Here is a 26,206-nt window from a genome sequence, read left to right on the forward strand (position 1 = left end):
CTTCTTGCGCGCCCACCGGGCTGAATCAGCAGACGGCAAAGTCATTTCCCATTATCTGGCAGTTCTTCTTTCCAGAACCCCGCACACGCCTTTGCTTACCGGTAACCATGCATTCACCTGTCTGCCCATAGACCTTTACTCCTTGCAAAGGACCACGAATGTTTGATGAACCAACCGAAACTGAACGCGCCACGTCGCAAAGTGGGGTCCACCCGCACTATTCTGGAAAGCGAAGTACTTCTAAGGAGACCATGACTAACTCCGAGTCACACGAGCACGATTCGGCATCGATGGATGATGCCCAGATCCAGGCCGCCATCGATCGAATTCTCGCAGCCGATGATGCGCAGAGCCCGCAGGTTCAGCACTTCGGCGAAGAAGAGAATTCCATTTTCGCTGGCCAGGCTACTGCACTGAACCGTTTTTCCTCAGGCCTCAGCAATTTCGACGGGGACCAGGAAGATCTGGAGGATCGCCGCGCGCTGCGTCGCGTCGCAGGTCTGTCCACGGAACTGGAAGACGTCACCGAGGTTGAATACCGCCAGCTGCGCCTGGAACGCGTCGTGCTGGCGGGCATCTGGAGCGATGGAACCGTCGCCGACGCCGAGAACTCCCTGCGCGAGCTCGCCGCCTTGGCGGAGACCGCAGGTTCCGAGGTCCTCGATGGCCTGGTGCAGCGCCGCAGCAAGCCGGACCCTTCGACCTTCCTCGGCTCGGGCAAGGCCGAAGAGTTGCGCGGAATCGTTGCGTCAACGGGTGCCGATACCGTGATTGTCGATGCAGAGCTGGCGCCATCGCAGCGCCGCGCCCTGGAAGACATCGTCAAGGTCAAGGTCATCGACCGCACCAGCCTGATCCTGGACATCTTTGCGCAGCATGCCCAATCGCGCGAGGGCAAGGCCCAGGTTGAACTGGCCCAGCTCGAATACCTGCTGCCGCGTCTTCGTGGCTGGGGCGAATCGATGTCCCGCCAGGCCGGTGGCCGCGTAGGTGCCGCCAGTGGCGGCATCGGTTCGCGTGGACCGGGTGAAACCAAGATCGAGATGGACCGCCGCCGCATTCGCGACCGCATGGCGAAGCTGCGCCGCGAGATCAAGGCCATGAAGCCTGCGCGTGAAGCCAAGCGTGCTAACCGCAAGCGCAATGCGGTTCCAGCCGTGGCCATTGCCGGCTACACCAACGCCGGCAAGTCATCGCTGCTCAACCGCTTGACCAACGCCGGGGTGCTGGTGGAGAACGCGCTGTTCGCTACCCTGGATCCAACCGTCCGCCAGTCGGCGACCGAGGACGGGTTGACCTACACGCTGGCCGATACCGTCGGCTTCGTATCCAACCTCCCGACCCAGCTGGTGGAAGCCTTCCGATCCACGCTGGAGGAAATCGCCGATTCGGATCTCATCCTGCACGTCGTTGACGGGTCCCACCCTGATCCCGAAGGGCAGATCCAGGCCGTGCGCACCGTACTCGGCGAAGTCGACGCGTTGAACATTCCAGAGATCATCGTGGTCAACAAGGCCGATGTGGCTGACCCGTTCGTCGTCGAACGCATCCGCAACCGGGAATCCAACACCGTGGTCGTCTCCGCGCACACCGGTGAGGGCATCCAGGAGCTGCTCGAAAAGATCAGCTCATCGATTCCACGCCCCGGCATCCAGCTTGAGGTGCTCATTCCCTACAACCGCGGGGATTTGATCGCCAAGCTGCACCAGAGCGAATCAGAGATCTTGGAAAGCGAACACCTGGAGGAGGGCACCCGGATGATCGTCAAGGTGCGCGATTCCCTAGCTGCAGAGTTGGAGACCTTCAACCTTCATGGATAAGCAAGAGCAGGCCCTGGGGCTCCTGGAGGCCGCGGTCACTTCCATGGGCGGTGCCATGCGCACCGGCCAGCAGGAAATGGTCAAGCATGTGGTCAGCGCGCTGGAAGATGAAAAGCACTTGCTGGTGCAGGCAGGCACCGGCACCGGCAAGTCGATGGGCTACCTGATTCCGGCATTGGCCCACGCGCAGACCAGCGCCAAGCCGGTGATCGTCTCCACCGCGACCTTGGCGCTGCAATCGCAGATTGTCGGCCGTGACGTGCCGCGGTTGCTCGAATCGCTCAAGGGCAAGCTCTCGCGCCCGATGGATGTGGCCCTGCTCAAGGGACGCTCGAACTACCTGTGCCAGTACAAGCTCGGCGGCGGGTACCCAGATGACGAAGGCACGCTTTTCTCGATGGATGAGCCGGCAGCTCCTGCCGGCACCACCTATTCGCCGTTGGCCAGCGAGGTCATGAAGCTACGCGAATGGGCTGAAGAGACTGAGACCGGTGACCGCGATGAGCTGGTGCCCGGGGTCAGCGACAAGGCGTGGAAGCAGGTCTCGGTTTCGGCCATGGAGTGCTTGGGGTCGCAGAAGTGCCCGATGGCTGATGAATGCTTCTCGGAGATGGCTCGTGCCCGTGCCGCGGAGGCGGACGTGGTCATTACCAACCACGCCCTGCTGGCGGTATCGGCCTTCGAGGGGCTTTCGGTCCTCCCGGACTTCGAAGTCGCAATCATCGATGAGGCCCACGAACTGCAAGACCGCGTGACCAGCTCGGTGTCCGGGGCACTCTCCGCACGCATGGTGCTCACCGCGGCTGGCGGCGCCAAACGCCATTGCGGAGTGAACGTGGACGAGATGGTCAAGGCGGCGAACCGCTTGGAGAAGTCGTTGACCGGTGTGCCCACGGGACTGCTGGAACATGGCCTGCGCGAAGACATGGGCATTGCCCTGAACGACATCGTGGAACAGGCCCGGCTGGCGTTGGCGCTGTCCAAGCCCGAAGCCAATGCTCCGGCTGACGGTGGCCGTCAGACCGCCCGCTCCCAGCTGCAGGCGGTGATGGACGATGCGATTCGCATGCTCGAATCCGAAGAGCGCCGCGAGGTGCTGTACACCACCCGTCCGCGGGAGTTTGTCGAAGGCCGGGGCTACGTCGAAGCTGACGAGACCCAGCCAGCCACGTTGAACGTTGCTCCGTTGTCCGTTGCCGGCAAGCTGCGCGAAGGGCTTTTCGACGGGCGCACGGTCGTCTTGACCAGCGCTACCTTGGCTATCGGCTCGCAGTTCGACTCGGTCGCAGGCTCCCTGGGTCTGATGGGCGCCGGGGCTCCGTCCTGGACCGGCGTGGACGTCGGCAGTCCCTTCGATTACCCGAAGCAGGGCATCCTGTACGTAGCCAAGCATCTGCCCAAGCCGGGCCGCCAACTGGCCGCCGAGACGCTGGATGAGATCGAGGATCTCATCAAGGCCTCCGGCGGCGGTGCACTGGCTCTGTTCACTTCGAAACGCTCCGCCGAAGAAGCGGCAAGCATCTTGCGCGAACGCCTGGACGTGGAGATCCTGTGCCAGGGCGAGGGCAGCATGAAGTCGCTGGTCGAGCAGTTCAGCAGCGAACGCGACACCTGCCTGTTCGGAACCATGACCCTGTGGCAGGGCGTGGACGTGCCAGGAGATTCCTGCCGGCTGGTCATCATCGACAAGATCCCGTTCCCGCGCCCGGACGACCCGATCTCCAAAGCCCGTTCCGAGGACGTGGCCAAGCATGGCGGCAACGGCTTCATGCAGGTGGCCGCCACCCATGCCGCGATTCGACTGGCCCAGGGCGCTGGACGCCTGATCCGTTCGGTCGGGGACAAGGGCGTGGTGGCGATCCTCGATTCGCGCATGGCCACTGCACGGTACGGCAGCTTCTTGAAAGCGACCCTGCCGCCGATGTGGCCGACTGTCGACAAGAAGGTCATCACCGGAGTTCTCCAGCGTTTGAACCCGGACGGGAAATAGCTGCAGCCAGAGCATGAACTTGAGCTGTCCTTGGACTTGGGGCAGCTCAAGTTCTTTAAGCACTATCAGCAGGATGGTTGGAGATGCACTAAGGTCTGTGACAAGAACTGATGCCGCGTGAACCGGAAGGCACCATGGAGTCCATGCAGGAATTGGCACACCAAGCCGCCATCGACACCCACCAGCGTTTCGGACGGCGCCTCTTGCGGCTGCCCGGAACCTGGATTGGGCAGAACTACAGCAGGGCGCACCGGTTGCGCGACGGAAGCTTGCTCAGCGATCTCAATGGCTGCGCGCACCCGTTTTCGGAGTGGAACTATTGGTGGCAGGCGCATTATCTGGATGCCATCATTGATGACGGCCACTCCTATCTGGCAGCAGGCGACGCGGAATCGGCGCGTGCCGAGCTGGCCCGGGCCAATCATCTGTTGCGTGGCATTCGAATTCGCAACTTCGGGATGCTGCCCAACTACTTCTTCGACGATATGGCGTGGCTTGCCTTGGCCAGCGGCCGTCTGGCGCAGTTCACGCTGGCCGTGACGGGAGAAGGAAACCACGCTGCTCGGACTGCAATGCGGGTGCTGGGAGAACAGCTTCAAGCTGGCATGGACGAGGTGCTGGGCGGCGGCCTGTACTGGTCGAAAAAACGGGATTTCAAGAATACGCCGGCCAATGGGCCGGCAGCCCTGTTCTTCGGCCGAACCGGACAGAAGGACACCGCACGGCAGGTTCTCCAATGGCTGGAGAAGAACCTGTTCAGCGCCGAGCGTGGGCTGTATTTGGACGGGCTGCGGTTGGCCAGCCAGGGGCATACGGTGGAGCCAGCGATCTATACCTATAACCAGGGCACGGTGCTAGGCGCGTTGCTTGAGCTTGGCGAGCCAGCCGATCTGGCTCACGCCCAGGTGCTGATCGATGCGACCACGCACTCGCTGTCTTCCGCGCCCGGAGTACTCGCGTTCAACCGCGGGGGAGACGGGAACCTTTTTGCCGGAATCCTGTGCCGGTATCTGGCCCTCGCCGCGAAAGATCACCGCTTGGAAGCAGCAAGCAGGGAGCAGGCCAGGCAACTGGTCACGGCAACTGCAGGCCATCTGATCGACCAGGAACCGCGCCGGCTCTCGACGGCAGTCCAGCGCTGGATGATCTTCGCCGCGGCCGCCCAGATCGAGCTCGAGGCCGGCGAGTAGCTGATTAAACGAAAATTGCGCTGGTGCCAAGCACCAGCGCAATATCCACACGAAATCTAGAGCGAGCGCATGACCGAGACGACGCGTCCCATGATCTTTGCTGCATCACCCAAAATCGGTTCGTAGCGCGAGTTCTGCGGAAGCAGCCAAGTATGCCCATCACGCTGCCGGAAGGTCTTGACGGTCGCTTCCTCGTCCAGCAGGGCTGCGACGATGTCGCCGTTGTCTGCCGTCTGCTGTCGGCGGACAACTACCCAGTCGCCGTCGCAAATCGCGGCGTCAACCATTGAATCGCCGGACACCTTGAGCATGAACAGTTCGCCGTGGCCCACGAGCTGACGAGGCAACGAGAAAACATCCTCGACGGACTGTTCTGCCAGGATCGGACCGCCAGCAGCAATACGGCCAACCAGCGGAACCATGGTGGTGTCAGCAGAAGTGCTCAGCTCAATGATCTTGGCGTCTTCGCTGGCAGCCGGCTCGACCGGCTCCGAGGCCTCGGCCTTTTCGGCATCGTCGGACAATTGCAGCGGCAGCAGGATTTCCATCGCGCGCGGACGGCGTGGGTCTCGACGGATATAGCCGAGCTTTTCCAACTGGCTCAACTGGTGGGTCACGCTCGACAGACTCTTGAGTCCGACAGCGTCGCCAATCTCACGCATCGATGGCGGATAACCGTTCTTGCCGATAGACCGCTGGATCGTCTCAAGGATCTTCTTTTGGCGAATCGTCAGCGAACGTGCATTCGATCGGGGAGTGCGTTGTGATGCTGACATGAGATTTTGCCTTCCCTAGCAATCATTCGAAAGTTTGCGTGTCCAAACTGTCGGAGCTAGATGGTGAGATGTTTTCATTGCTCGTCTACTTCGAAATCTTAGTAGATAAGCGAGCTTCTTTCAAAGATTTGTTCGAAAACTTCTGGACAAGTTCCGCGAATCTCTGTTAGAACAGATATACGAGGTTCGAACAAGTTTTCGAATCAGTTCTTTCGAATAAAAATTCGCATCACTTGAATTTCTTGAGGAGACAACGTCATGGCTACCGTCGCACTTGACTCAGATCAGACCCAAGCGCCGCTGAAAATCCGCATCAACCGCCGCGGTTGGGCTGTGCTGGTGGGGATGCCCGTTTTCGCACTCACGATCGCTGCTGCTTTCTTCTTCTCCATGTTCGCCTCTGACGCGCATGCCGCGGCAGAAGATCCTGCTGGGGTTGGAACCATCGATGTCACCGTGATCCCCGGAGATACGCTATGGAGTTTGGCTCGCGACTATGCCACCGGTTACGACGTGACTTCCGCAGTTGGCCACATCGCGGAGCTCAACGCCTTGGACGGCAGCGAAATCCAGGTTGGAGATACCTTGTCGATTCCGGTCCTTGCCGGCTAGCTTCCCCCGCTGTCCAGTGTTTGTTACCTGCAGCCGTAGCGGATTCACTGGCGGGCTCGCTGCGCACGTAGACTTGATGCGTGAATGACCGCAGTGAACTTTTGAGTCAGCTGCCCTTGCGTGAGAATCTCCGCGGGCTATCCCCTTATGGCGCACCGCAAATTGACGTGCCGATCCAGTTGAACGTCAACGAGAACACCCATCCGTTGCCACCGGTAGTCGTAGACGCCATTGCCCAGGAAGTGGCCAAGGCAGCGGCAACTCTGAATCGCTATCCCGACCGCGAGTTCACCGAGCTTCGTGAACTTCTTGCCGATTACCTCGGCCACTCGCTCACCAAGGAGAACATCTGGGCCGCGAACGGTTCGAATGAAATCCTGCAGCAGATCCTGCAAGCCTTCGGTGGTCCAGGCCGTACCGTGATGAGCTTCGGCCCCACCTACTCCATGTACCCGCTGTTGGCCAGTGGTACTGATACCACCTATATCGCCGGTGAACGCGCCGAGGATTTCACCCTGTCCGCCGAATCTGCAGCCGCGCAGGTCCGCGAGCACAAGCCGAATATCGTGTTCCTGTGCTCGCCGAACAACCCCACCGGCACCGCGCTTGGCCTTGATGTCATCACGGCCGTGTACGAAGCCATGAGCGAGCACAACGGCATGGTGATCGTTGACGAGGCGTACGCCGAATTCTCCTTGGCCAGCACCAAGTCCGCACTGAGCCTGCTTGAAGGCCGCCAGCGATTGATCGTCTCGCGCACCATGTCCAAGGCATTCGGCCTGGCCGGCGCACGCGTCGGCTACCTGGCCGCTGCGCCAGAGGTCACCGATGCCATCCGCTTGGTGCGGCTGCCGTACCACCTGTCGGCCGTGACCCAGGCAACGGCGATCGCCGCCTTGAAGAACATCGAGTTGCTCCTGGCGCAGGTCGAAGACATCAAGTCCCAACGTGACCGCATCGTCGCGCGCTTGAAGGAACTGGGCCTGAAGCCATCGGTCTCCGACTCCAACTTCGTCTTCTTCGGTGGCGTCGAAGACCCCCACGCTATTTGGGAAGGCCTGTTGGAAGCCGGCATCATCATCCGCGACAATGGAATTCCGGGGACCTTGCGTGTTACGGCCGGAACAGAATCAGAAACCACAGCCTTCTTGGAACGACTTGCCGAACTGCTCGGCTCGCAGAAGTAATCAAAGACAAGCGAAGGAAGACATGTCTGCCGAATTGATTGGCGCACGTCGCGCCCGCATGGAACGCGTGACCAGCGAATCGTCCGTATTCGTTGAATTGGATCTCGATGGAACCGGCGTCTCGGAGATCAGCACCTCGGTGCCGTTCTATGACCACATGCTGACTGCGCTCTCCAAGCATTCGCTCATCGACCTCACCGTGCGTGCTACCGGCGATACCCACATCGATGTCCACCACACCGTTGAGGACACCGCGATCACCATCGGCGAAGTGCTGCGCGTGGCGCTGGGCAACAAGGCAGGCATCCGCCGCTTCGGCACCTCCTACGCTCCGCTGGACGAGGCGCTGTCCCGTTCAGTCGTCGATGTCTCGGGCCGGCCATACCTCGTGCACTCCGGCGAGCCTGCTGGCCAGGAATACCACTTGATCGGCGGGCACTTCACCGGCTCGATGACCCGCCACGTCTTCGAAGCCATCACCTTCCACGCACAGATCTGCGCTCACATCGAGGTGCTCTCGGGCCGCGACCCGCACCACATTGTCGAAGCGCAATTCAAGTCCTTCGCCCGCGCCTTGCGCGAAGCCGTAGAGCGCGATGAGCGCATGGGCGACAAGATCCCATCCACGAAGGGTGCCCTGTAAGTGGAGAAGAAAACAGTAGTTGTCCTGGACTACGGTTCAGGCAACGTCCGTTCCGCCGTGCGCGCCTTGGAAGCCGCCGGCGCCGAGGTGGAACTGACCGCAGACCCGAAGAAGATCGTGGCTGCCGACGGACTGGTAGTCCCGGGAGTCGGCGCCTACGCCTCGGTCATGGAGCAGTTGACCGCAACCGGTTCCCTGCGCTGGATCGGTCGCCGCATCGCCGGTGGCCTGCCGGTCTTGGGGATCTGCGTGGGCCACCAGGTCTTCTTTGAAGAAGGCGTGGAGCATGGGGTGAAAACCGAAGGCATCGGCGAATGGCCGGGCAAGGTTGAACGCCTCCAGTCGGATGTCATTCCGCACATGGGCTGGAACACGGTGCGCCCGCCGGAAGGATCCAAGCTTTTCGCAGGCATCGAGGACGAGCGATTCTACTTCGTGCACTCCTACGCTGTGCAGAAATGGGAATTCGACGTCACCCAGCCGGCGATGACCCCGCCGCAGGTGACCTGGTCGACGCACGGGACGCCATTCGTGGCCGCCGTCGAAAACGGCCCGCTCTCGGCAGTCCAGTTCCACCCGGAGAAGTCCGGCGACGCTGGCGCACAGCTGCTGCGCAACTGGTTGGGGACACTCTAGGCATGTGGAGCCTCATCTTGGGTGTTATCGGGGCCTTCCTGATCGGCGGGGCCATTTCGCTGAAGAACCAGAAGGCCCATATTTCATGGATCATCGCGCTCTGGGTGCTTGCAGGCATGAGCCTGATCGCAGCCTGGGCCCTGACCTACTAACCACTTTTTACTTCTTCACTAAGGACATCATGAGCGAGCAACCAATCCTCGAACTCCTGCCTGCGGTAGATATCGCCGGCGGCCAGGCAGTGCGCCTGGTCCAGGGCGAAGCCGGTTCCGAGACCGGATACGGCGACCCGCTGGAAGCTGCGCTTTCCTGGCAGAACGCCGGGGCCGAATGGCTGCACCTGGTTGACCTGGACGCAGCCTTCGACCGCGGAAGCAATGTCGAGATCGTCCAGCGCATTGCCAAGGAACTGAACATCAAGGTCGAGCTCTCCGGCGGCATCCGCGACGACGCCTCCCTGGAACGTGCACTGGAATTCGGTGCTACCCGCGTCAACCTCGGTACCGCCGCACTGGAAAACCCGGAATGGACGAAGCAGGCCATCGCCCGCCACGGCGACAAGATCGCCGTGGGCATGGACGTGCGCGGAACCACCTTGTCCGGCCACGGCTGGACCAAGGACGGCGGCGACCTGTGGGACGTCCTAGCTCGCTTGGAAGACGCCGGATGCGCCCGCTATGTTGTCACCGACGTGACCAAGGACGGCACGCTGCGCGGTCCAAACGTTGAACTGCTGCGCGAAATCGCTGCCAAGACCAGCAAGCCGATTGTCGCCTCGGGCGGCATCTCCTCGCTCGAAGACCTCCGCGTCTTGCGTGAGCTGGTTCCTGAAGGCATCGAAGGCGCCATCATGGGCAAGGCGCTGTACTCAGGCCAGTTCACCTTGCAAGAAGCGCTCGATGTGGCAGGCCGCCGCTAGGCACCAAGCACCATCCGCGAAAGGCGATTCAGAAGCTCCCTGCTTCTGAATCGCCTTTCCATTTGTGAAGCCAGATTCCTGCAATACCTTCTCCTGGCAGCGATGGCGCACAGCCGGCAGGGGATGAAATCTGAAATGCCCCGCTCGGGGTGTCCAAGCTCATGAATGCAGTTTTGGAACTTCCTGCCAACAACCTCGAAACCACCGATAGCATGGAGCTATGAGCACCGAGCAACCTGAATCTGCACCCAAACGCCATCTGCCGGGACATATTGTCGCTGCGCTGGCGCAGGCAGGTTCAAAAACCGACTCTGCCGGCCAGGATTGGGAAGGCCGCGACCTGAGCGGCGAAGGCAACCCCCTGCATAACTTCGACAAGGACGACGGCAAGGCCGACGCCAATGTCGTTGCCGCTTTGGCAGCCTTGCGAGCCGGCACCGCGGGGGAGGGCGAAGTGCATCAATCCTTGTCACAGGCGCGCGTTTTCGTTGCGGTGGTCGCCCAGCTCGGTGAAGAAGCGATGACTGAACACGGCTTCGCCTCCGATAAGGAAGCCGATATGGCGCTGGTGAAGATCAAGGCTCCGGATGGCCGCATGGCCCTGCCGATCTTCACCACAGTTGAACGGCTTCAGACGTGGCACAAGGAAGCCCGGCCGGTGGCGGTCTACGCCCCGCGGGCGGCCCTCTCGGCAGTCAGCGAGGAATGCCAGCTGCTGGTCCTCGATCCCGGAAGCGATTTCACCTTCGTGCTTCGACGACCCGGGGTCTGGAACCTGGCTAAGCAGATCGAGTGGATTCCGAGTTATCAGAATCAGCAGATCGCCAACCTGGTGCAGGATGCAACCGAAGGCTTCAGCCAGTTGCAGACCGTCAAGGTTGCCCCGGGCAGGGGAGTCGGCTCCCGCAGCAAGGACGGGCAAGTTGTCCTTGGCGGAGGTTCCGGACCGGAACTCAACCTGCAGTTCGTCTTTGCTCCTGGAACGAGCGAGAACGACGCACGCGAGGCAACTCGCGCAATCCACGGGCGTTTGTCCCAGAACACCGAATTCGCTGAAGCAGTGGATTCCCTCGAACTCAGTTTGCACAGCGCGCCGAGCTAGACCGGCGGGCTCCTTTTGACCAGATAAGGAACTTTCCGGGCATGAAAAGCTATTGGCAGATCCTGCGCCAGCCGCAGATCTCACTGTTGTTGCTGATTGGCATGATTGCCCGCCTGCCGCACTCTGCCTTGAGCATGCTGCTGCTCCTGCATCTGGTGAACAACCTCGACCAATCCTGGGTTTCAGCGGGCCTGGTCACGGCAGTCATGACCCTGGGCATCGCCATCGGCGCCCCCTGGCGCGGAGCCCGCGTGGATGTCTGGGGACTGCGCCGCGCGATGATCCCCTCGGTGATCGTCGAAACCCTCGTCTGGTGCACGGTGCCCCATGTTCCGCTGGTTTGGGTCTACCCCTTGGCCTTCATCGGCGGGCTCTTCGCACTGCCGGTCTTCTCCGTGGTGCGTACCGCCCTGGGCATCATGACCACCGGTGAGCAGCGCCGTACCGCCTTCGCCCTGGACGCAACCGCCACCGAACTGGTGTTCATCGTCGGCCCGGCCAGTGCCGGCATTGTCGCCACCCAGGTCAGCAGCGTCATCGGCTTGAGCGTAATTGGCGTAACCTCGACGGTGGCCGGTTTGGCGCTGATGATCCTGAATCCGCCAACACGCAGCGACGACCCCAAGGCGATTGCTTCGCGGGCCAACGTGCACGAAGAACGCCTGGGCGCGGAAGCCAGCTTCATTGCCGCCGCACCGATGGGCGTGCCCGAAGTCGAAGGCGAGCTGATTGCCGCCGGCATGAAATCCGCCCGTGCCCGGATCAAGCAGCGCGGACGCAACTTCAAGAACCGTTTCAACTGGGTCAGCGCTTCGGTCCTGGCGGTCTTCATCGCCTCGGCCGGAGCGGGCATGCTGCTCACCGGCACCGAGGTGGCCATCGTGGCCGAACTGGATGCGTCGGCGCAAAGCCACCAGCTTGGGCTGGTGTTCTTCTTCTGGTGCGGCGCCTCGCTGATCGGCGGCCTGATCTACGGGTCGATGACCCGGGTCATCTCTCCGCTGGTGCTGTTGCTGAGCATGGCAGTGCTGACCATACCGATGTATTTTGCGTGGGATACCTGGTCATTGGCGCTGTTGTCCGCCCTGCCCGGCTTCCTCTGCGCGCCAACTCTGTCGGCGGCTTCCGAATGGCTCACCGACCTGGTGGCCGAAAAGCGCCGCGGCGAAGCCATGGGCTGGTACGGTTCGGCGATGACCGCGGGTACCGCGCTGGGCTCTCCAATCACCGGCATCTTCGTCGACAACCTCGGTCCGGCCCCGGCCTTCATCGGCATCAGCACGATGGCCGCGCTGGTTGTGGTGATCGCGCTGATCGCCCAGCAGATCCGCCGTCGCGTGCGCCGTGCCCGCCGCCGTCGTCTGGAAACGATCGCCTAGGCGCGAGGCGCTGGCCTGAGCCGCGAGTACATGTACATGTCCTTGCGGTCGGAGCCCACCCGTTCCCAGCTGCGCAGCAACCCTTCGCGCTGGAAGCCGCAGGCTTCGGCGGTCCGCCACGACCCCTCGTTCCAGGGCTCCACGTAGAGCTCCACCCGTTCGATGCCCGGATGCTCCAAGCCCCAGGCCGCCAGCGCCATCAACGCCTGCTTGGCAATGCCCCGGCGCCGGAACCCCGGGGCGATCCAGTATCCGATGCTGGCCCGGCCCTGATGGGCATCGCGCAGCCAGAGGCCGATCTGCCCGACGGCAGCATTTGTCGCCGCGTCGGCGATGGCAAATGAGTAGCCGCTGCCCTCGGCGACCCGGCGGTGCTGGCGTTTGATGAATGCTGCGTAGTCCGCTTCGGTCCCTTGTGCCGGGACAGTGGTGATCCGAGGAATGTACGGGTCGGCGGACGCCTGCCGCACGGCAGGGATGTCGCTGGGCTGGAAGGGGCGCAGGCGGTAGGCCCCGGCGTCCAGCACTGGCTGTTCGAGCATCTTCATGCTTCCAACCTAGCCGGTGATCCAAACAACAATGGACCCGTTTCCCGAAGGAAACGAGTCCATGATGTTAATCTCTTAAAATTCAGCCAATATTACCTAGTTGACCGGTCCGGTGAACTTCTCGCCCGGGCCCTTGCCTGGTGCATCGGGGATGATCGAAGCTTCGCGGAAGGCCAGCTGGAGGCTGCGCAGGCCGTCGCGCAAAGGCGCTGCGTGCTGCGAGCCGATCTCCGGCGCACCGGCGGTGACTAGGCCTGCCAGCGCGGTGATCAGCTTGCGTGCCTCGTCGAGATCCTTCAGCTCATTGGCATCTTCGCCTTCTGCAAGGCCGCACTTGACTGCTGCTGCACTCATCAGGTGGACAGCGGCGGTGGTGATGATTTCAACTGCTGCAACTTCAGCGATATCGCGCACCTGCTGGTCCACAGAGTGCTGGTGCGAGTTGGTGTCTTCGTTAGTCATACTGCTAAGCTTGTCACAGACCGACTCGATGCCGGTACTTCTCGCAGTTCTCCAGTTAGCCCTGGATGAGGGATTCGTACTAGTATTGAGCCATGCAAGTGGAGGCCAACTCCCACCCGCTGTCGCCGTTTCAGGCTTCCGGGTAATTCGGCAGGATCGCAGCAATGCGATCCCCTAGCGCTTACGCGGGAACTTTCCCGTGTTCGGCTATGTCGTTCTTTCTGGCCTTCGCCTGCAATCGCAGACGGAGGCCTTCTTTGTTTGCGGTCATGGATTACGAATTTCAGGAGTGACACATCAGCGATCCACGCATTAACGAGCGCATTCGCGTGCCAGAGGTACGTCTCGTCGGCCCTAATGGTGAGCAGGTAGGCATCGTCCGCATTGAGGACGCGCTTCGTCTTGCTCTCGAGTCCGATCTGGACTTGGTCGAGGTGGCACCCAGCGCCAAGCCTCCAGTGTGCAAATTGATGGATTTCGGCAAGTACAAGTACGAAGCCGCCGTCAAGGCTCGCGAAGCTCGTAAGAACCAGACCAATACGGTCTTGAAGGAAGTCCGCTTCCGCCTGAAGATCGACACCCACGACTACGAGACCAAGGTCGGCCACGCACTGCGCTTCCTGGGCGCAGGCGACAAGGTCAAGGCCATGATCCAGTTCCGTGGTCGTGAGCAGCAGCGTCCAGAAATGGGCATCCGCTTGCTTGAAAAGTTTGCAGCAGACGTCGCCGAAGTTGGGGTCATTGAGTCCAGCCCGCGCATCGATGGCCGAAACATGGTCATGGTTGTTGGTCCGCTGAAGAACAAGGCAGAGGCTCGCCGCGAGCAGCAGCAGAAGTCGGGTGGCCGCAATTCGGCCAAGCGCAAGATCCGCACCGACGCTCCGGTTGAGACCGAGGGCCAGAATGTCGCAGCTTCCATGGATGATGACGCCCGCGCCAAGCTGGAGCAGGCACGTCAGGCAGCTGAAGGCGACGCCTAGCCAAGCCTGTTGGGCTTTCGGGCCCGTCACCGTTCACGGTGAAGGAACTTCCTTCGGGAAGATCCAACTACAAGAGAACAACAGCGGTCACCTTTATCGGGGCCCGCTTCGGATGATCCCCACCCGGTGCCTTACCGGGTGGAGCACGTAAGGAGAACGGCAGCTATGCCGAAGTTCAAGACTCACAGTGGCGCCAAGAAGCGCTTCAAGCTCACCGGCAGCGGTAAGCTCGCTCGCCAGCAGGCCAACCGTCGCCACTACCTGGAGCACAAGTCCTCGCGCGTTACCCGTCGCCTGGCTTCTGACCAGATCGTCGCCAAGGCCGATGTGAAGACCATCAAGCGGATGCTGGGCCTCTAAGCTCTCCCTTTCGCACTACGGGGAAGCAATACCCCACCACCCATAGATTTCACCCATCCCGCGGCATTGCGGGCACTGGGGAACTGACTTGAAGGAGTACACACGTGGCACGTGTGAAGCGGGCAGTAAACGCCCACAAGAAGCGTCGCGTCGTTCTGGAACGCGCAAAGGGTTACCGCGGTCAGCGTTCGCGCCTGTACCGTAAGGCCAAGGAGCAGCTGCTCCACTCGTTCGTTTACAGCTTCAACGACCGCCGCAAGCGCAAGGGCGACTTCCGCCGCCTGTGGATCCAGCGCATCAACGCTGCATCCCGCGCCAACGGCATGACCTACAACCGCCTGATCCAGGGCCTGAAGGCTGCTCAGATCGAGGTTGACCGCCGCATGCTCGCAGAGCTGGCTGTTTCGGACTCGAACGCTTTCGCCACCCTGGTGAAGGTTGCAAAGGACGCTCTTCCAGCTGACGTCAACGCACCAAAGGCTGCTGCTGAGGTTGCTGCCCCTAAGGCTGAGAAGGCTCCAAAGGCTGCTGCCAAGGCTGTCGAGGGTGAAGGCGTAATCAAGGCTGTTGAAGGCGAAGACGCTCCTGAGGGCTTCGTCATCAAGGGCAACGCCGGCTCGAACAAGTACCACGTTCCAGGTTCGACCTGGTACGAGCAGACTGAAGCAGAGTATTGGTTCAACTCCATCGAAGCTGCCAAGGCTGCAGGCTTCGAACCAGCTGGCGGAGAATCCCGTCAGCAGATGAAGTAAATCTCTTCTCCCTTTGAGCTGAGGCTCAGGTAGGACAGATCACAACGAAGGGCGGGTCCCGCGCATAGCGCGGACCCGTCCTTTGCGTGTATCTACCGGTATTCTCGAGTCATGAGCAGTTTTCCTCCAGAAGTGATGTCCAATCCACGCGCTGAACGGGTCAAGGCCATCGCGCGGCTGGCCAAGAGCAAGGGCCGCGAAGCCACCGGCGAATACCTCGCCGAAGGCCCGCAGGCTGTTCGCGAAGCGCTCAAGGCCCATCTGGAGGACGACAACCTGGTCCAAGGCGTCTACGCCGTCGGCGGGTTCCTGGAAAGCCACGAGGAATTCGCGCAGCTGCTCGACGAGGCGAAGGTGCCAACCCGCATCGTCACTGGCGAGGTGCTGCACGCCATGGCCGACACCCAGACCCCGCAGGGCATTCTCGCGGTCGTCGCCATGTCCCAGCCGCAGCTGAGCGAGGTGCTGGACACCAAGCCGAAGCTGATCGCCGTGCTCTGCCGCGTGCAGGATCCGGGCAACGCCGGCACCATCCTGCGCGCCGCCGATGCCGCCGGAGCTGATGCGGTGATCCTGACCAAGGGCAGCGTGGACATCTACAACCCGAAAGCCGTGCGCTCCACCGCCGGCTCGCTGTTCCATCTGCCGGTGCTGAGCAACATCGAATTCGACCACCTGGTCGCCGCCGCGAAGAGCACCGGAAGCCAGGTCCTGGCAGCCGACGGCTATGCCGCCCACAACCTCGATACCCTGCAGGATGCCGCCGCGCTGCGCGCACACCAGCCAGGCACCGCCACACCCGAAGGCCAGCCGGTGCTCGAAGCGCCCACCCTGTGGCTGTTCGGCAACGAAGGCCAAGGCCTGGACGAGCACGAGAAGGACGCCGCCGACTACCGCGTGGCAGTGCCGCTCTACGGTGTCGCCGAATCCCTGAACGTGGGGACCGCATCCACCGTCTGCCTGTACGCCTCCGCCCGAGCCCAGCGCTAAGCGCAGAAGAGCGTCCTGAATACCCATGAGCACTGAACTCAAGCAAATTGTCGCCGTGGCCATCGTCGATGACCTGGCGAAGCCCACCAAGCTATTGGCCGCGCGCCGCAACCGCCCAGCAGCCCTCGCCGGACTCTGGGAATTTCCCGGTGGCAAGGTCGAACCGGGGGAGAGCGAAATCCAGGCCGTGCACCGCGAACTGCGCGAAGAACTCGGGGTGCAGCTGCGTCTTGGCGCCCCGATCCCGGGCCCGCATCCGCAAGGCTGGCAACTGAACGAGAAGGCCGCCATGCGCATGTGGTTCGCCCAGATCACCGAGGGCGAACCAGCACCCCTGGACGGGCATGACCAGCTGTCCTGGCTCCAGCTCGATGACTCGCTGGGCGCTATCGTCCCATGGATTTCAGCCGATGCGCCGATCGTTGCGGCATGCCTGGCCCAGGCACGTGCAGGGGCGCAGGGCTAAACACCCGTAAGCTTGATACCACGCCAACATCTGGCATATTGCCTATCGCCGATATTTTTTGAGGAGCACACTTCGTGAAGCGAATTATGAGCGTTATCGCTCTGGCCTTCGCCGCCGTCCTAGCACTTTCCGGCTGCGTCAACATGAACGCAGAAGTAGACATCTTGGGCAAGGACAAGGTCGCCGGGGCCATGCAGCTGACCCTGCACAAGTCGACGCTCAACGGCGTCAGCTTCGAGGAAGTGCTCAACAGCCAGATCGACATCGAAGCGATGGAACAGCAGCTGGGGGACCAGTGGAGCTACAGCAACGTTGATGATGGCGAGAACGTGGGCCTGCGCTTCGAGACCACCAGCCCGATGACCTACGTCCAACTGGCCGACGCATTCAGCCTCTTCGGCTTCGAGATCAACCTGAGCGACGACGGGCAGGAATACACCTTCTCGATGCCGGGCGACAAGGCAGCCGTGGATTCCTCCTTCACCGAAGCTAACCTGCACGTCACCTTCCCGGGAGCTGTCACCTCGCACACCCCGGGTACCGTTGAGCACCACACCGTCACCTTCGACATGATCCAGGGCGCCGCCGCCTACGAGGCCACCGGCAAGGTCAACCACGCCATGTTCTACTCCGCAGTGTTCGGCGGTGCGCTGCTGGTCTTGAGCCTGGTCTTCGTGGCTGCATTCGCACCCAAGGCCGCCAAGGAAGCTCACTAGAAAGCGGCAACCCCGCTCCAAGGTAAGAAGCTTCACGCCAAGGGCCCGTCATCGGTGAAACGATCACGGGCCCTTAGCCATAGAATGGAAGCAGAGAATTCTACGCGTAAGTACAAGATAAGAGTAAGGATCGATCGATCCCATGTCTGATCAGACAACTGAACAAGCTCCTGTCGGGGAGTCAAATGTTCCGCACCCAACCGATGAAGCAGGCATCCAGCATGCGGTCGACGCCGCCCTGGCAGCCATCGAGGCAGCTGGCGACCTGAACGAACTGAAGGAAGCCCGCTTGGCCCATACCGGCGAAAAGTCGGCGCTGTCGCTGGCCAACCGGCAGATCGGCAAGCTGGACAAGTCCGAAAAGGCCGTGGCCGGCAAGCTCGTGGGCGGTGCCCGCGGACGGGTCAACAAGGCGCTGGCCGCCCGCACCGTGGTGCTGGAGGAAGCCGAAGCCGCCCGCATCCTCATCGAGGAAACCGTGGACGTCACCGCGGCTGCTCGCCGCCGCCGCGTCGGCGCCCGCCACCCGCTCTCGGTGCTGCAGGACCGTGTCGCTGACATCTTCGTCGGCATGGGCTGGGAAATCGCCGAGGGCCCGGAAGTCGAATCCGAATGGTTCAACTTCGATGCGCTGAACTTCAAGCCGGATCACCCGGCCCGCGAAATGCAGGACACCTTCTTCGTGGAGCCTGCCGACGCGCACCTGGTGCTGCGCACCCATACCTCCCCGGTGCAGGTCCGCTCGATGCTCGAGCGTGATGTGCCGGTCTACGTGCTGTGCCCTGGACGCACCTTCCGCACCGATGAGCTCGACGCCACCCACACCCCGGTCTTCCACCAGTTCGAGGGCCTGGCCGTGGACAAGGGCCTGACCATGGCAGACCTGCGCGGCACCCTGGAGCACTTCGCCCGGCAGATGTTCGGCGCCGAAGCGCAGATCCGCCTGCGCCCTGCCTACTTCCCGTTCACCGAGCCATCGGCCGAGCTGGACATCTGGCACCCGGGCGCCAAGGGCGGTCCGCGCTGGATCGAGTGGGGCGGCTGCGGCATGATCAACCCGAACGTGCTGCGCGCTGCGGGCATTGATCCGGAAGAGTACTCCGGCTTCGCCTTCGGCATGGGCATCGAGCGCACGCTCATGTTCCGCAACGATGTCCCCGACATGCACGACATGATCGAGGGCGACATCCGTTTCAGCCAGCACTTCGGGATGGAGATCTAAGCAATGCGTATTCCACTATCTTGGCTGCGCGAGTACGCGCAGGTACCGGCCGACGCCTCGGCTGAAGACGTCATGGCAGACCTGGTCAAGGTCGGCCTGGAGGAAGAAGACGTCCACCGCCCCTCCGATGAGCTCTCGGGCCCCATCGTGGTCGGCCAGGTGCTGTCCCTGGAAAAGGAAGTCGCCTCCAACGGCAAGACCATCAACTGGTGCCAGGTCCGCGTGGTTCCCGAAGGGGCCGAGCAAACCCTGGCCGGCAAGGGCATCGACCCGTCCGGCGTGCAGGGCATCGTGTGCGGCGCGCACAACTTCGTGGAAGGCGACAAGGTTGTTGTCACCCTGCCCGGTGCCGTGCTGCCCGGGGACTTCAAGATCTCCCCGCGCAAGACCTACGGCCACACCTCGGCCGGCATGATCGCCTCCAGCCGCGAGCTGGGCATCGGCGAGGACCACGACGGCATCATCGTGCTTTCCCGCCTGGGCCTGGACCCTCAGCTGGGCACCGACGTCATGGAGCTGTTCGGCCTGGATGACCAGGCGGCGGAGATCAACGTGACCCCGGACCGCGGCTACTGCTTCTCGATCCGCGGCGTAGCCCGCGAGTACGCGCTGGCCACCGGCACCTCCTTCACCGATCCGGCTTCGAAGGTGGTCGTCTCCGACGCGGCAGAAGCCGGCCATGAGGTCGTGCTGGCCGATGAGGCGCCGATCTACGGCGTGCCAGGCTGCACCCGCTTCGTGACCCGCGAGGTCACCGGCATCGACCCGAGCCGTCCGACCCCGCGCTGGATGGCATCGCGCCTGCAGCTGGCCGGCATGCGCTCGATCTCGCTGGTGGTCGACATTTCCAACTACGTGATGCTGGAACTCGGCGCGCCGCTGCACTTCTACGACGCTGACAAGCTGACCGGTGCCATCACCGTGCGCCGTGCCGCCGCAGGGGAGAAGCTCACCACCCTTGACGACAAGGAACGCGAGCTGTCCGTCGAGGACCTGCTGATCACCGACGAGTCCGGCGCCATCGGCATTGCCGGCGTCATGGGCGGCGCGGCCACCGAGGTCTCGGATTCGACCAGCCGCGTGCTGATCGAAGCCGCGCACTTCGATGCCGTGTCCATCGGCCGTTCGCGCCGCCGCCACAAGCTGCCGTCCGAAGCTTCCAAGCGCTTCGAGCGCGGCGTGGACCCGCGCGTCATGCAGATCGCCGCGCAGCGCGCAGTGGACCTGCTGGTGGAGCTGGCCGGCGGCACCGAGACCGCCAAGGTCACCGATGCGGGCCAGATTCCTGCCGACACCACGATCCAGCTGCCGGCCGGTTTCGCTGGCGCACTGGTCGGCGTGGACTACACCGACGAGCAGACCATTACCGCGTTGGAAGGCATCGGCGCAAGCGTCGAGCAGAACGCCGAGGGCTTCGCCGTCACCGCGCCTAGCTGGCGCCCGGACCTGGCCATCAAGGAAGACCTGGTCGAGGAAGTAGCCCGCGTCGTCGGCTACGACCAGATTCCGGCAACCCTGCCGGTGGCACCTCCGGGCCGCGGCCTGACCCGCACCCAGTCCCAGCGCCGCCGCCTGCTGCAGGGATTGGCGGATGCAGGGCTGACCGAGGTCTTGAACTACCCGTTCGTTTCTGAAGCGCAGAACAGCACCTTCGGTGCTGCGCAGGCGGGGACCGAGGTGAAGTCCATTGCGCTGGCCAACCCGATCTCCAAGGAATTCCGCTTCCTGCGCACCTCGCTGCTGCCAGGCCTGCTGGACACCGCACGCCGCAACATCGGCCGCGGCTTCCGCGATCTGGCGTTGTACGAGGGCGGACTCGTCTTCCTGCCAGGTGAGCAGCTGGGCTCCTCGGTGCTGCCTCCGCTGGGCGCCAAGCCAAGCGATGAGGTCCTGGCCGAGCTGTTCAACGGCGTCCCGAACCAGCCATGGCACCTGGCCGCAGTGCTCACCGGCCGCGAGGCAACGCCTGCTGCCGGCTTCGCACCGCGTGCTTGGGACTGGGCCGACGCACTGGATGCCGCCTACTGCGCGGCGGATATCCTCGGCGTCGAGCTGGAGGTTGCCCAGGGCAGCCACCAGGCCTTCCACCCGGGCCGCGTCGCGGCGCTGAAGGTTGCCGGCGAGGTCGTTGGCTACGCCGGCGAACTGCACCCGGCGCTGCTGAAGGATGCGGACCTGCCAGCGCGAACCGTCGCCATGGAACTGGACGCCGCTGCCATGATGGCCGCTGCACCTGCCGTGGTGGTCGCCCAGCAGCACCTGTCCACACAGCCGCTGGCTACCCAGGACGTGGCACTGGTTGTCGACCAGGACGTCGTGGCCGGCGATGTGCGCGACGCGCTGCGTGAAGGTGCCGGTGAACTGCTCGAGGACATCGCGCTGTTCGACGTGTACCAGGGCCAGGGCATCGAAGACGGCAAGAAGTCTCTGGCCTTCGGCCTGCGTTTCCGTGCCGCCGACCGCACCTTGACCGCCGATGAGGCGTCCGAGGCCCGCGCCGCCGCAGTGGCCGTGGCTACTGAGAAGTTCGGTGCCACCCAGCGCTAGGCCCTGAATGTGCCGCATGCCCTGCTGCTATCCCGGGAATCGGGATAGCAGCAGGGCATTTCGCGTTCTGGCCGTGCACAGGGACTGCATGTTTGAGGTCTACACTTGATCTGGGATGAACCGACACGGCGTCGAGATGCAGCAGGAGGCTGGAAGTGAAGGGATTGCGTTCTTGCGGTGCTGTGCTGCTGGTGTTCTTCCTCGGCATCTTGGCCGTTGCCGTGCTCATCGCGGCCGGATGGGCGGCGGTGCTGTTTATCCAGCGCGGTGCAGGAACCCACCTCGATGAGCCGCCCACCCCGAGCGTTTCGGTGGAGGAAGAAGCACCCGATCCGCTTCGCCCCTCGGAAACGTTCACGCCCTAGCTGGCAGGCGGCATCGGTACGGTGGGCATAGCCCGTGTCAGCGTAATGAGCCCGGGTCTTTCCTTCGCCTGGGCGATGAACCCGTAGCGGGCAAGCACTTTCAGCGACGCGATATTCGAGTCGTCCACCCGTGCGATAAAAGCGCTGCGGCCGGATTCCTGCAATTGTGAGAGCCCTTCGCCGACGACTGCCTTCGCCAGGCCTTGGCCCCAGTACTCCGGGTCGATCCAATAGCCGATTTCGGTGGCCTGTCCGCGTTCGGTAGCGGTGAAGAGGCCAACCGGTGAATTCTGGCGGCGCGCGATGAACCAGGAGATCGCCGGATCGCTCAGAGCGTGCTCCACGCGTTGCGCGGTGTATTCGTGGCTCCAGGCACTGCCATCTCCGATAAAGGCCGTGACGCGTTCATCTGCCGCGAGGCGTGCAACGAAATCCGTATCCGTCGTGGCCATCAGCGTAAGCACCAGTGAAGGACCCATGGCTTCAGCCTATGCCGGTTCGGCAGGAGGGCAAACTTCGTTTCAGAAGGCCGAGGGTTCCGCGAGAACCAAGTTTAGCCCTGGAGACGGGATTCAGCTGCGGTGATAGCTAGACGCGATGACGCGAGTTGGTCATCAGAGGCGTTGATCGACTGCCTGATGGACAAGGATCTGCGGAAACAATCCAAGGCCTGTCCAAACTGGCCCTCGTCAAAATAGAGCTTGCCCTGATGTTGCAGGGCGAAAGCTTCAAGGGTGGAGGCGACGCGTTTCTCGGCATTTGAGGGGCAATCCGTATTCTGAATGGACACGAGCGCTGACTCAAAGAGCGCATGCGCTCGGTCAAAACGACCTTGCCAATGCAGAACGTGCGCCAGTCGAAGCGCCGCAGAAACGCCAGAATAGGGCAGAGGACTGCCGCCTTCGAGATCGTGGCTGTCAAAGCCGCTTCGATGCAGGCAGGTCCACGCGAGCTCTTCGGCTTCTTCCAGTCGCCCAATCATTCTCAGCCACCCGACACGTTCTGCTTCGCCTGATGTCCCCAGCTCTTCAAGCTGGCGAATTCTTGCTTCCGCACCTGACCGATTGGTAACTATTTCGCGCAGGGACTGTGGATCAATCGAATATTCGGCTGCTACGGATTCTTGATTTGTCGGGCTGGGAGGCATAATCAGATCCTACTAGCCCGGGTATTTCATGACAACGACAGTCAATAACTGACACAAAGGACGATAAGATGACCTGAACTGGACAAATAGGAGTTGTCGAAACACTAAATCACCAAATCGAAGGATCACCTTTTCGGTGGACCGTTCTACCTCGCTTTTTCCCTGCCATCCCGACCCAACTCACCAGCCAAACCCTCGTCTCCCACGCTGGGCTGTCGGTGCTCACCAGTTTCTTGAACGCGGTGGGCTTCCGCGCTCTTTGCGAAGACCGGTTCAGCCAGTTCGTGCCAGCCACCGCAACCCACCGGCCGGGAAAATCCTCGGCGCTCTGGCCCTGGCCGCCGGCGGCGAGCAAGCCACCGACATCGACCAGCTGCGAACCGCACCAGAGCTCTTCGGACCCGTAGCGTCGGATGCCACGGTCAGCAGGTTCATGGGACGGATCAAGGAACAACCAGACGCTTTCTCCCACGGGTTTGCCACCATGACCCGCAGCCTGCGCACCAAAGTCTGGGCTGCGGCCGGGCCACGGAGCCCTGCCCGGCTGGCTACGCCAGCTCATCCGCTGGTCATCGACATCGATGCCTCCTTGGTGCACGTCCATTCCGATAAAGAGAACAGTGCCGGCACGTATAAGGGCGGGTACGGGTTCGCGCCCATGATCGCGATGGCCGACTACGGCAAGACGAATGGAACCGGCGAAGTCCTCGCCGTGCAGTTGCGTCCGGGCAATCGGGGCGCGAATTCCGCAAAGTCCCATATCGAGGTCCTCAACCAGGCGTTGGCACAGCTGGCTGATGATTTCTATGACGAGCACGGAAACCTGTGTGGCGAGAAGGTCCTGGTCCGCACCGATAGCGCCGGCTCTTCTCGTGAGTTCTTGCACTACCTGGATCCGTTGGGGATCCAGTTCTCCACCTCGTATTCGCTGCCGGTGCTCAAGGAGCGGTTCATCCGGTGTATCGATGAGAAGAACTACTGGGAACCAGTGCTGACCGCTGACGGAGACCAGCGCGATGATGCGTGGGTGATCGACGCGTCCAAGGTGATCGAGCTGAAGGACTACCCTCCAAGAACCCGGATCTATTTGCGGGCTGAACCGTTGCATCCCGGAGCGAAAGCGACCTTGTTCGATACGGACGGGAACAGCGTCACTGCATTCTTGACCAACAGCCCGCGGTTCAACGCGGCCTTCCTCGATGCCCGGCACAGGGCGCGGGGCCGGTGCGAAAACCACATCAAGACGCTGAAGAGCGCAGGGTTGGGCAAGTTGCCGTATTGGTCTTTTGTCGCGAACCAGGCGTGGGCTGACTTGGCGATGTTCGCACTGAATTTGGTGTCGTGGCTGCAACTTGCTGTGCTGCCTGTTGGCCATGAAGCCTCGGTGTGGGATCTGAAGCGGTGGCGGTACCGGCTGTTCTCGATGGCCGGGAAAGTCGTCAGCGGCGGTCGGCAACGTCGGCTGCTGATTCCAGACAAAGCGCCTGAAGCGAAGCTGTTATTCCAGTTGCACGAAGGCATCGATATGTTGTTCCAGCGGTGGCGGCACGGCGAGTTGGCCGCCTGAACTAGTGGTTGCCCTGTTGTTTCTTTGGTTTCGAAAGGTCATTTCACCCCGGGTTGGTGGAGCCTGGCATTCAGCTCTGGTAGTTCGGGCACTCATGTCGTGGGCAGAAGCGGAGACGGGCGCCGGGGATCCCTTGGGAGTGGATTTCGGTGGCCGTTGTAGCCGCTATGAAAAAATCCGGGCTAGTGGTTTAGTTCCCGACCGGCTTATACCCTGTTCAGTGGCGAGACTTGGCGAGAGCGAGTCCAGCGCCTCGTAAAGTGTTGAGGCTTCATGCAAACTTAGGTACGTGACTGCTGGGTAACGTATCGCGAGACTAGACCGGTAGCTGGTCTATTGATCTTCGTTTAGAGATCCTGCACTGAAGGTAGAAAAACTCGTAATGGGTCGAATTGCTACAGATTATCGCGGTAGATGAGTACTTGCTATCCACGAAGTCACGCATGTTGATCCAAAGAGCATGTGATCTTGAGACGGTGCTCGCAAAAACGCTATGACGGCTGACCTGTAGTTTCGAATACCGATGCAACTATGGGTTCGCGCTTCGGCAGTAGAAGCAAATGCGTTAGCCGGAACACCCACTCGCCAGTTGCCCTGAATCAGTACGATTACCGGCATGAGGATAGGTCCACACATGAGCTCCTAACTCAAGTTTTCGTATGCCTGGCACCTACAGTCGTCTTGAACCTGCTTTTACAGATGCCACGGATTTTGGGACGTCATTGCCCAGCTGACCCATTGTATCCATAATTTCATTAGATATACACAAACTCTTTCTTGATCCGCGGGAGTCCGGAACAAAAAACACGCATCAAGCCTCAGTTATATTCGACCGTGAAGTCAAGGATGAGACATGTATGAAAGCTATTCTGTTTAACTCCACTTGATTATGTAATATCAACTCAGTCGACACAATAACTGGGTCGATCTGGTTACTACATTCAAGTAGGTAATTCTATGCGTGGATTTACACGCGTTATTTCAGCAAGCGCTGCGGCCGCACTTCTGATAGGTGCGAGTACAGTTGCAGCTCAGGCATCACCTGGAGTTTTGGGTGGCTGGACAGAGGGGAGTGACAATATTGCACAACCCGCAACGGCACCGATCTTGTTTTCCATGGCTTCGTCTGTGAAGCACACTGGAAAAGCAGAATCGAAAGTAATTAGCGGAACTTCGCACAAGCGTTCCCACGGTTGGACTACGTGGGCTGGAACCCGGCACTATACCACGGCTCAACTCGTTCACTACTGGCCATATAGCGGAGCGATCACGAGTTCTGGGCGGAAATGGGGGACTGGTGGAACGGAAGCCTACACTAAGTGGGTCGCGTTTAACCCCAACGCAAAGAGCAATGGAAACGGTAAAGCAAAAACGTTCTACGGAAAATAGAGTGTGAAGAGTCGAGACATCGTTGACAGATGAGTCGAGACATACTTTACAAATTTTGATCGGAATCCCTCGGCCACCGGCCGGGGGATTTCTGCTTATCCGGCCAGTAGTTTCGCTCCGCGTCAATCAAATGTCTGCTCAGGATTTCTGAGGTCTCGAGATCCAGCACGGTGACTTCGACGGTGTCGATGAGCATCATGACTTTCTTTCTGCGATGGACTTTGCGTACCCCTAAATGGTGCAGTTTTCCTTCGTGCCTCAGGGTTACTTTGCCGTCCGTGTCGATGCGATCGTAGCGGATGCGAAACTCGCGATCACGGGTTACAGCTATGAGGTTGGGGCGTGCTTTGAGGGTGCGCTGGTACCACTGTTCTGGCGTGTTTCGATTCAGTGCCCGGTGCGGTCGTTGGGTGTTGTAAACGTGCTGGAATTCGTCCAAGG

The 26,206-nt window shown here is 61.5% G+C and carries 26 protein-coding genes and 1 pseudogene; 21 read left to right on the forward strand and 6 right to left on the reverse strand.

Going from position 1 to position 26,206, the window contains the following annotated elements:
• The first annotated feature begins 158 nt into the window (after positions 1-158).
• The 3 genes from hflX to EKH49_RS04595 all read left to right on the forward strand — a co-directional run bounded on the left by hflX (position 159) and on the right by EKH49_RS04595 (position 5,000).
• Positions 159-1,820: a GTPase HflX gene (hflX, locus tag EKH49_RS04585; RefSeq protein WP_442903497.1), complete on the forward strand. Its 1,662-nt coding sequence runs from the start codon at positions 159-161 to the stop codon at positions 1,818-1,820.
• Positions 1,813-3,810, forward strand: coding sequence for an ATP-dependent DNA helicase (locus EKH49_RS04590; RefSeq protein ID WP_128469883.1), 1,998 nt, complete (start codon positions 1,813-1,815; stop codon positions 3,808-3,810). The genes hflX and EKH49_RS04590 overlap by 8 nt, the downstream gene beginning before the upstream one ends.
• Before the next feature lie 143 nt (positions 3,811-3,953).
• Entirely contained in the window at positions 3,954-5,000 is a 1,047-nt protein-coding gene (locus tag EKH49_RS04595; protein ID WP_128469884.1) for a glycoside hydrolase family 76 protein, read from the forward strand.
• A 56-nt stretch (positions 5,001-5,056) separates the two neighbouring features.
• Here the strand turns inward: EKH49_RS04595 and lexA are convergent, their stop codons facing one another.
• Entirely contained in the window at positions 5,057-5,776 is a 720-nt protein-coding gene (gene lexA, locus EKH49_RS04600; RefSeq protein ID WP_038992596.1) for a transcriptional repressor LexA, read from the reverse strand.
• Between the two features lie 258 nt (positions 5,777-6,034).
• Here lexA and EKH49_RS04605 point away from each other — a divergent pair, with 258 nt between their 5' ends.
• The 8 genes from EKH49_RS04605 to EKH49_RS04635 all read left to right on the forward strand — a co-directional run bounded on the left by EKH49_RS04605 (position 6,035) and on the right by EKH49_RS04635 (position 12,254).
• Positions 6,035-6,388 (forward strand): LysM peptidoglycan-binding domain-containing protein, encoded by a 354-nt coding sequence (locus tag EKH49_RS04605; protein WP_052253918.1) that lies wholly within the window; start codon positions 6,035-6,037, stop codon positions 6,386-6,388.
• 80 nt (positions 6,389-6,468) lie between these two features.
• A complete protein-coding gene (locus tag EKH49_RS04610; protein WP_038992594.1) occupies positions 6,469-7,575 on the forward strand; it encodes a histidinol-phosphate transaminase in 1,107 nt (368 codons plus the stop codon).
• Between the two features lie 22 nt (positions 7,576-7,597).
• The gene (gene hisB / locus EKH49_RS04615) at positions 7,598-8,218 is read left to right on the forward strand and encodes an imidazoleglycerol-phosphate dehydratase HisB (protein ID WP_013348471.1); all 621 of its coding nucleotides are present in this window, start codon (positions 7,598-7,600) and stop codon (positions 8,216-8,218) included.
• Positions 8,219-8,854, forward strand: a complete 636-nt coding sequence (gene hisH / locus EKH49_RS04620; RefSeq protein ID WP_038993703.1) for an imidazole glycerol phosphate synthase subunit HisH — start codon at positions 8,219-8,221, stop codon at positions 8,852-8,854. It abuts the gene before it with no gap.
• A gap of 2 nt (positions 8,855-8,856) precedes the next feature.
• Positions 8,857-9,006 carry a hypothetical protein gene (locus EKH49_RS16675; RefSeq protein WP_162989234.1) on the forward strand — a complete coding sequence of 50 codons (150 nt, stop codon included), beginning with the start codon at positions 8,857-8,859 and terminating at the stop codon, positions 9,004-9,006.
• 29 nt (positions 9,007-9,035) lie between these two features.
• Positions 9,036-9,773 (forward strand): bifunctional 1-(5-phosphoribosyl)-5-((5-phosphoribosylamino)methylideneamino)imidazole-4-carboxamide isomerase/phosphoribosylanthranilate isomerase PriA, encoded by a 738-nt coding sequence (priA, locus tag EKH49_RS04625; protein WP_038993701.1) that lies wholly within the window; start codon positions 9,036-9,038, stop codon positions 9,771-9,773.
• Between the two features lie 220 nt (positions 9,774-9,993).
• On the forward strand, positions 9,994-10,875 hold the full coding sequence (locus tag EKH49_RS04630; RefSeq protein ID WP_128469885.1) for an SseB family protein: 882 nt from the start codon (positions 9,994-9,996) through the stop codon (positions 10,873-10,875).
• Positions 10,876-10,916: 41 nt separating this feature from the next.
• Positions 10,917-12,254: an MFS transporter gene (locus EKH49_RS04635; protein WP_128469886.1), complete on the forward strand. Its 1,338-nt coding sequence runs from the start codon at positions 10,917-10,919 to the stop codon at positions 12,252-12,254.
• Here EKH49_RS04635 and EKH49_RS04640 read toward each other — a convergent pair.
• Positions 12,251-12,802: a GNAT family N-acetyltransferase gene (locus EKH49_RS04640; RefSeq protein ID WP_128469887.1), complete on the reverse strand. Its 552-nt coding sequence runs from the start codon at positions 12,800-12,802 to the stop codon at positions 12,251-12,253. The two genes, EKH49_RS04635 and EKH49_RS04640, sit on opposite strands and share 4 nt — an antisense overlap.
• A gap of 96 nt (positions 12,803-12,898) precedes the next feature.
• On the reverse strand, positions 12,899-13,264 hold the full coding sequence (locus EKH49_RS04645) for a DUF1844 domain-containing protein (RefSeq protein WP_038993696.1): 366 nt from the start codon (positions 13,262-13,264) through the stop codon (positions 12,899-12,901).
• A 329-nt stretch (positions 13,265-13,593) separates the two neighbouring features.
• Here EKH49_RS04645 and infC point away from each other — a divergent pair, with 329 nt between their 5' ends.
• The 9 genes from infC (at position 13,594) to EKH49_RS04690 (ending at position 21,662) form a co-directional block, all read left to right on the forward strand.
• Positions 13,594-14,244, forward strand: a complete 651-nt coding sequence (gene infC, locus EKH49_RS04650; RefSeq protein WP_038993694.1) for a translation initiation factor IF-3 — start codon at positions 13,594-13,596, stop codon at positions 14,242-14,244.
• A 165-nt stretch (positions 14,245-14,409) separates the two neighbouring features.
• Entirely contained in the window at positions 14,410-14,604 is a 195-nt protein-coding gene (gene rpmI, locus EKH49_RS04655; RefSeq protein WP_013348480.1) for a 50S ribosomal protein L35, read from the forward strand.
• A gap of 104 nt (positions 14,605-14,708) precedes the next feature.
• The gene (gene rplT, locus EKH49_RS04660) at positions 14,709-15,356 is read left to right on the forward strand and encodes a 50S ribosomal protein L20, sunset domain variant (protein WP_038993693.1); all 648 of its coding nucleotides are present in this window, start codon (positions 14,709-14,711) and stop codon (positions 15,354-15,356) included.
• A 111-nt stretch (positions 15,357-15,467) separates the two neighbouring features.
• Positions 15,468-16,346, forward strand: coding sequence for a TrmH family RNA methyltransferase (locus EKH49_RS04665; protein WP_128469888.1), 879 nt, complete (start codon positions 15,468-15,470; stop codon positions 16,344-16,346).
• A gap of 25 nt (positions 16,347-16,371) precedes the next feature.
• Positions 16,372-16,812, forward strand: coding sequence for a (deoxy)nucleoside triphosphate pyrophosphohydrolase (locus tag EKH49_RS04670; protein ID WP_128469889.1), 441 nt, complete (start codon positions 16,372-16,374; stop codon positions 16,810-16,812).
• A gap of 74 nt (positions 16,813-16,886) precedes the next feature.
• Positions 16,887-17,528: an LppM family (lipo)protein gene (locus tag EKH49_RS04675; RefSeq protein ID WP_128469890.1), complete on the forward strand. Its 642-nt coding sequence runs from the start codon at positions 16,887-16,889 to the stop codon at positions 17,526-17,528.
• Between the two features lie 142 nt (positions 17,529-17,670).
• The gene (gene pheS / locus EKH49_RS04680; protein WP_128469891.1) at positions 17,671-18,750 is read left to right on the forward strand and encodes a phenylalanine--tRNA ligase subunit alpha; all 1,080 of its coding nucleotides are present in this window, start codon (positions 17,671-17,673) and stop codon (positions 18,748-18,750) included.
• Positions 18,751-18,753: 3 nt separating this feature from the next.
• Entirely contained in the window at positions 18,754-21,297 is a 2,544-nt protein-coding gene (gene pheT, locus EKH49_RS04685; RefSeq protein ID WP_128469892.1) for a phenylalanine--tRNA ligase subunit beta, read from the forward strand.
• Positions 21,298-21,452: 155 nt separating this feature from the next.
• Positions 21,453-21,662, forward strand: a complete 210-nt coding sequence (locus EKH49_RS04690; RefSeq protein WP_038993684.1) for a hypothetical protein — start codon at positions 21,453-21,455, stop codon at positions 21,660-21,662.
• Here EKH49_RS04690 and EKH49_RS04695 read toward each other — a convergent pair.
• The gene (locus tag EKH49_RS04695) at positions 21,659-22,141 is read right to left on the reverse strand and encodes a GNAT family N-acetyltransferase (protein WP_128469893.1); all 483 of its coding nucleotides are present in this window, start codon (positions 22,139-22,141) and stop codon (positions 21,659-21,661) included. The two genes, EKH49_RS04690 and EKH49_RS04695, sit on opposite strands and share 4 nt — an antisense overlap.
• A gap of 74 nt (positions 22,142-22,215) precedes the next feature.
• Entirely contained in the window at positions 22,216-22,809 is a 594-nt protein-coding gene (locus EKH49_RS04700) for a tetratricopeptide repeat protein (RefSeq protein ID WP_128469894.1), read from the reverse strand.
• Positions 22,810-23,068: 259 nt separating this feature from the next.
• On the opposite strand from EKH49_RS04700, the gene EKH49_RS04705 reads away from it, so the two are divergent.
• A complete protein-coding gene (locus EKH49_RS04705; RefSeq protein ID WP_236641033.1) occupies positions 23,069-24,376 on the forward strand; it encodes an IS1380 family transposase in 1,308 nt (435 codons plus the stop codon).
• Between the two features lie 1,435 nt (positions 24,377-25,811).
• Here EKH49_RS04705 and EKH49_RS16520 read toward each other — a convergent pair.
• Positions 25,812-26,206: pseudogene (locus tag EKH49_RS16520) on the reverse strand (IS481 family transposase); the annotation flags it as partial.

Source organism: Glutamicibacter sp. HZAU (assembly GCF_004100365.1).
Classification (GTDB): Bacteria; Actinomycetota; Actinomycetes; order Actinomycetales; family Micrococcaceae; genus Glutamicibacter; species Glutamicibacter nicotianae.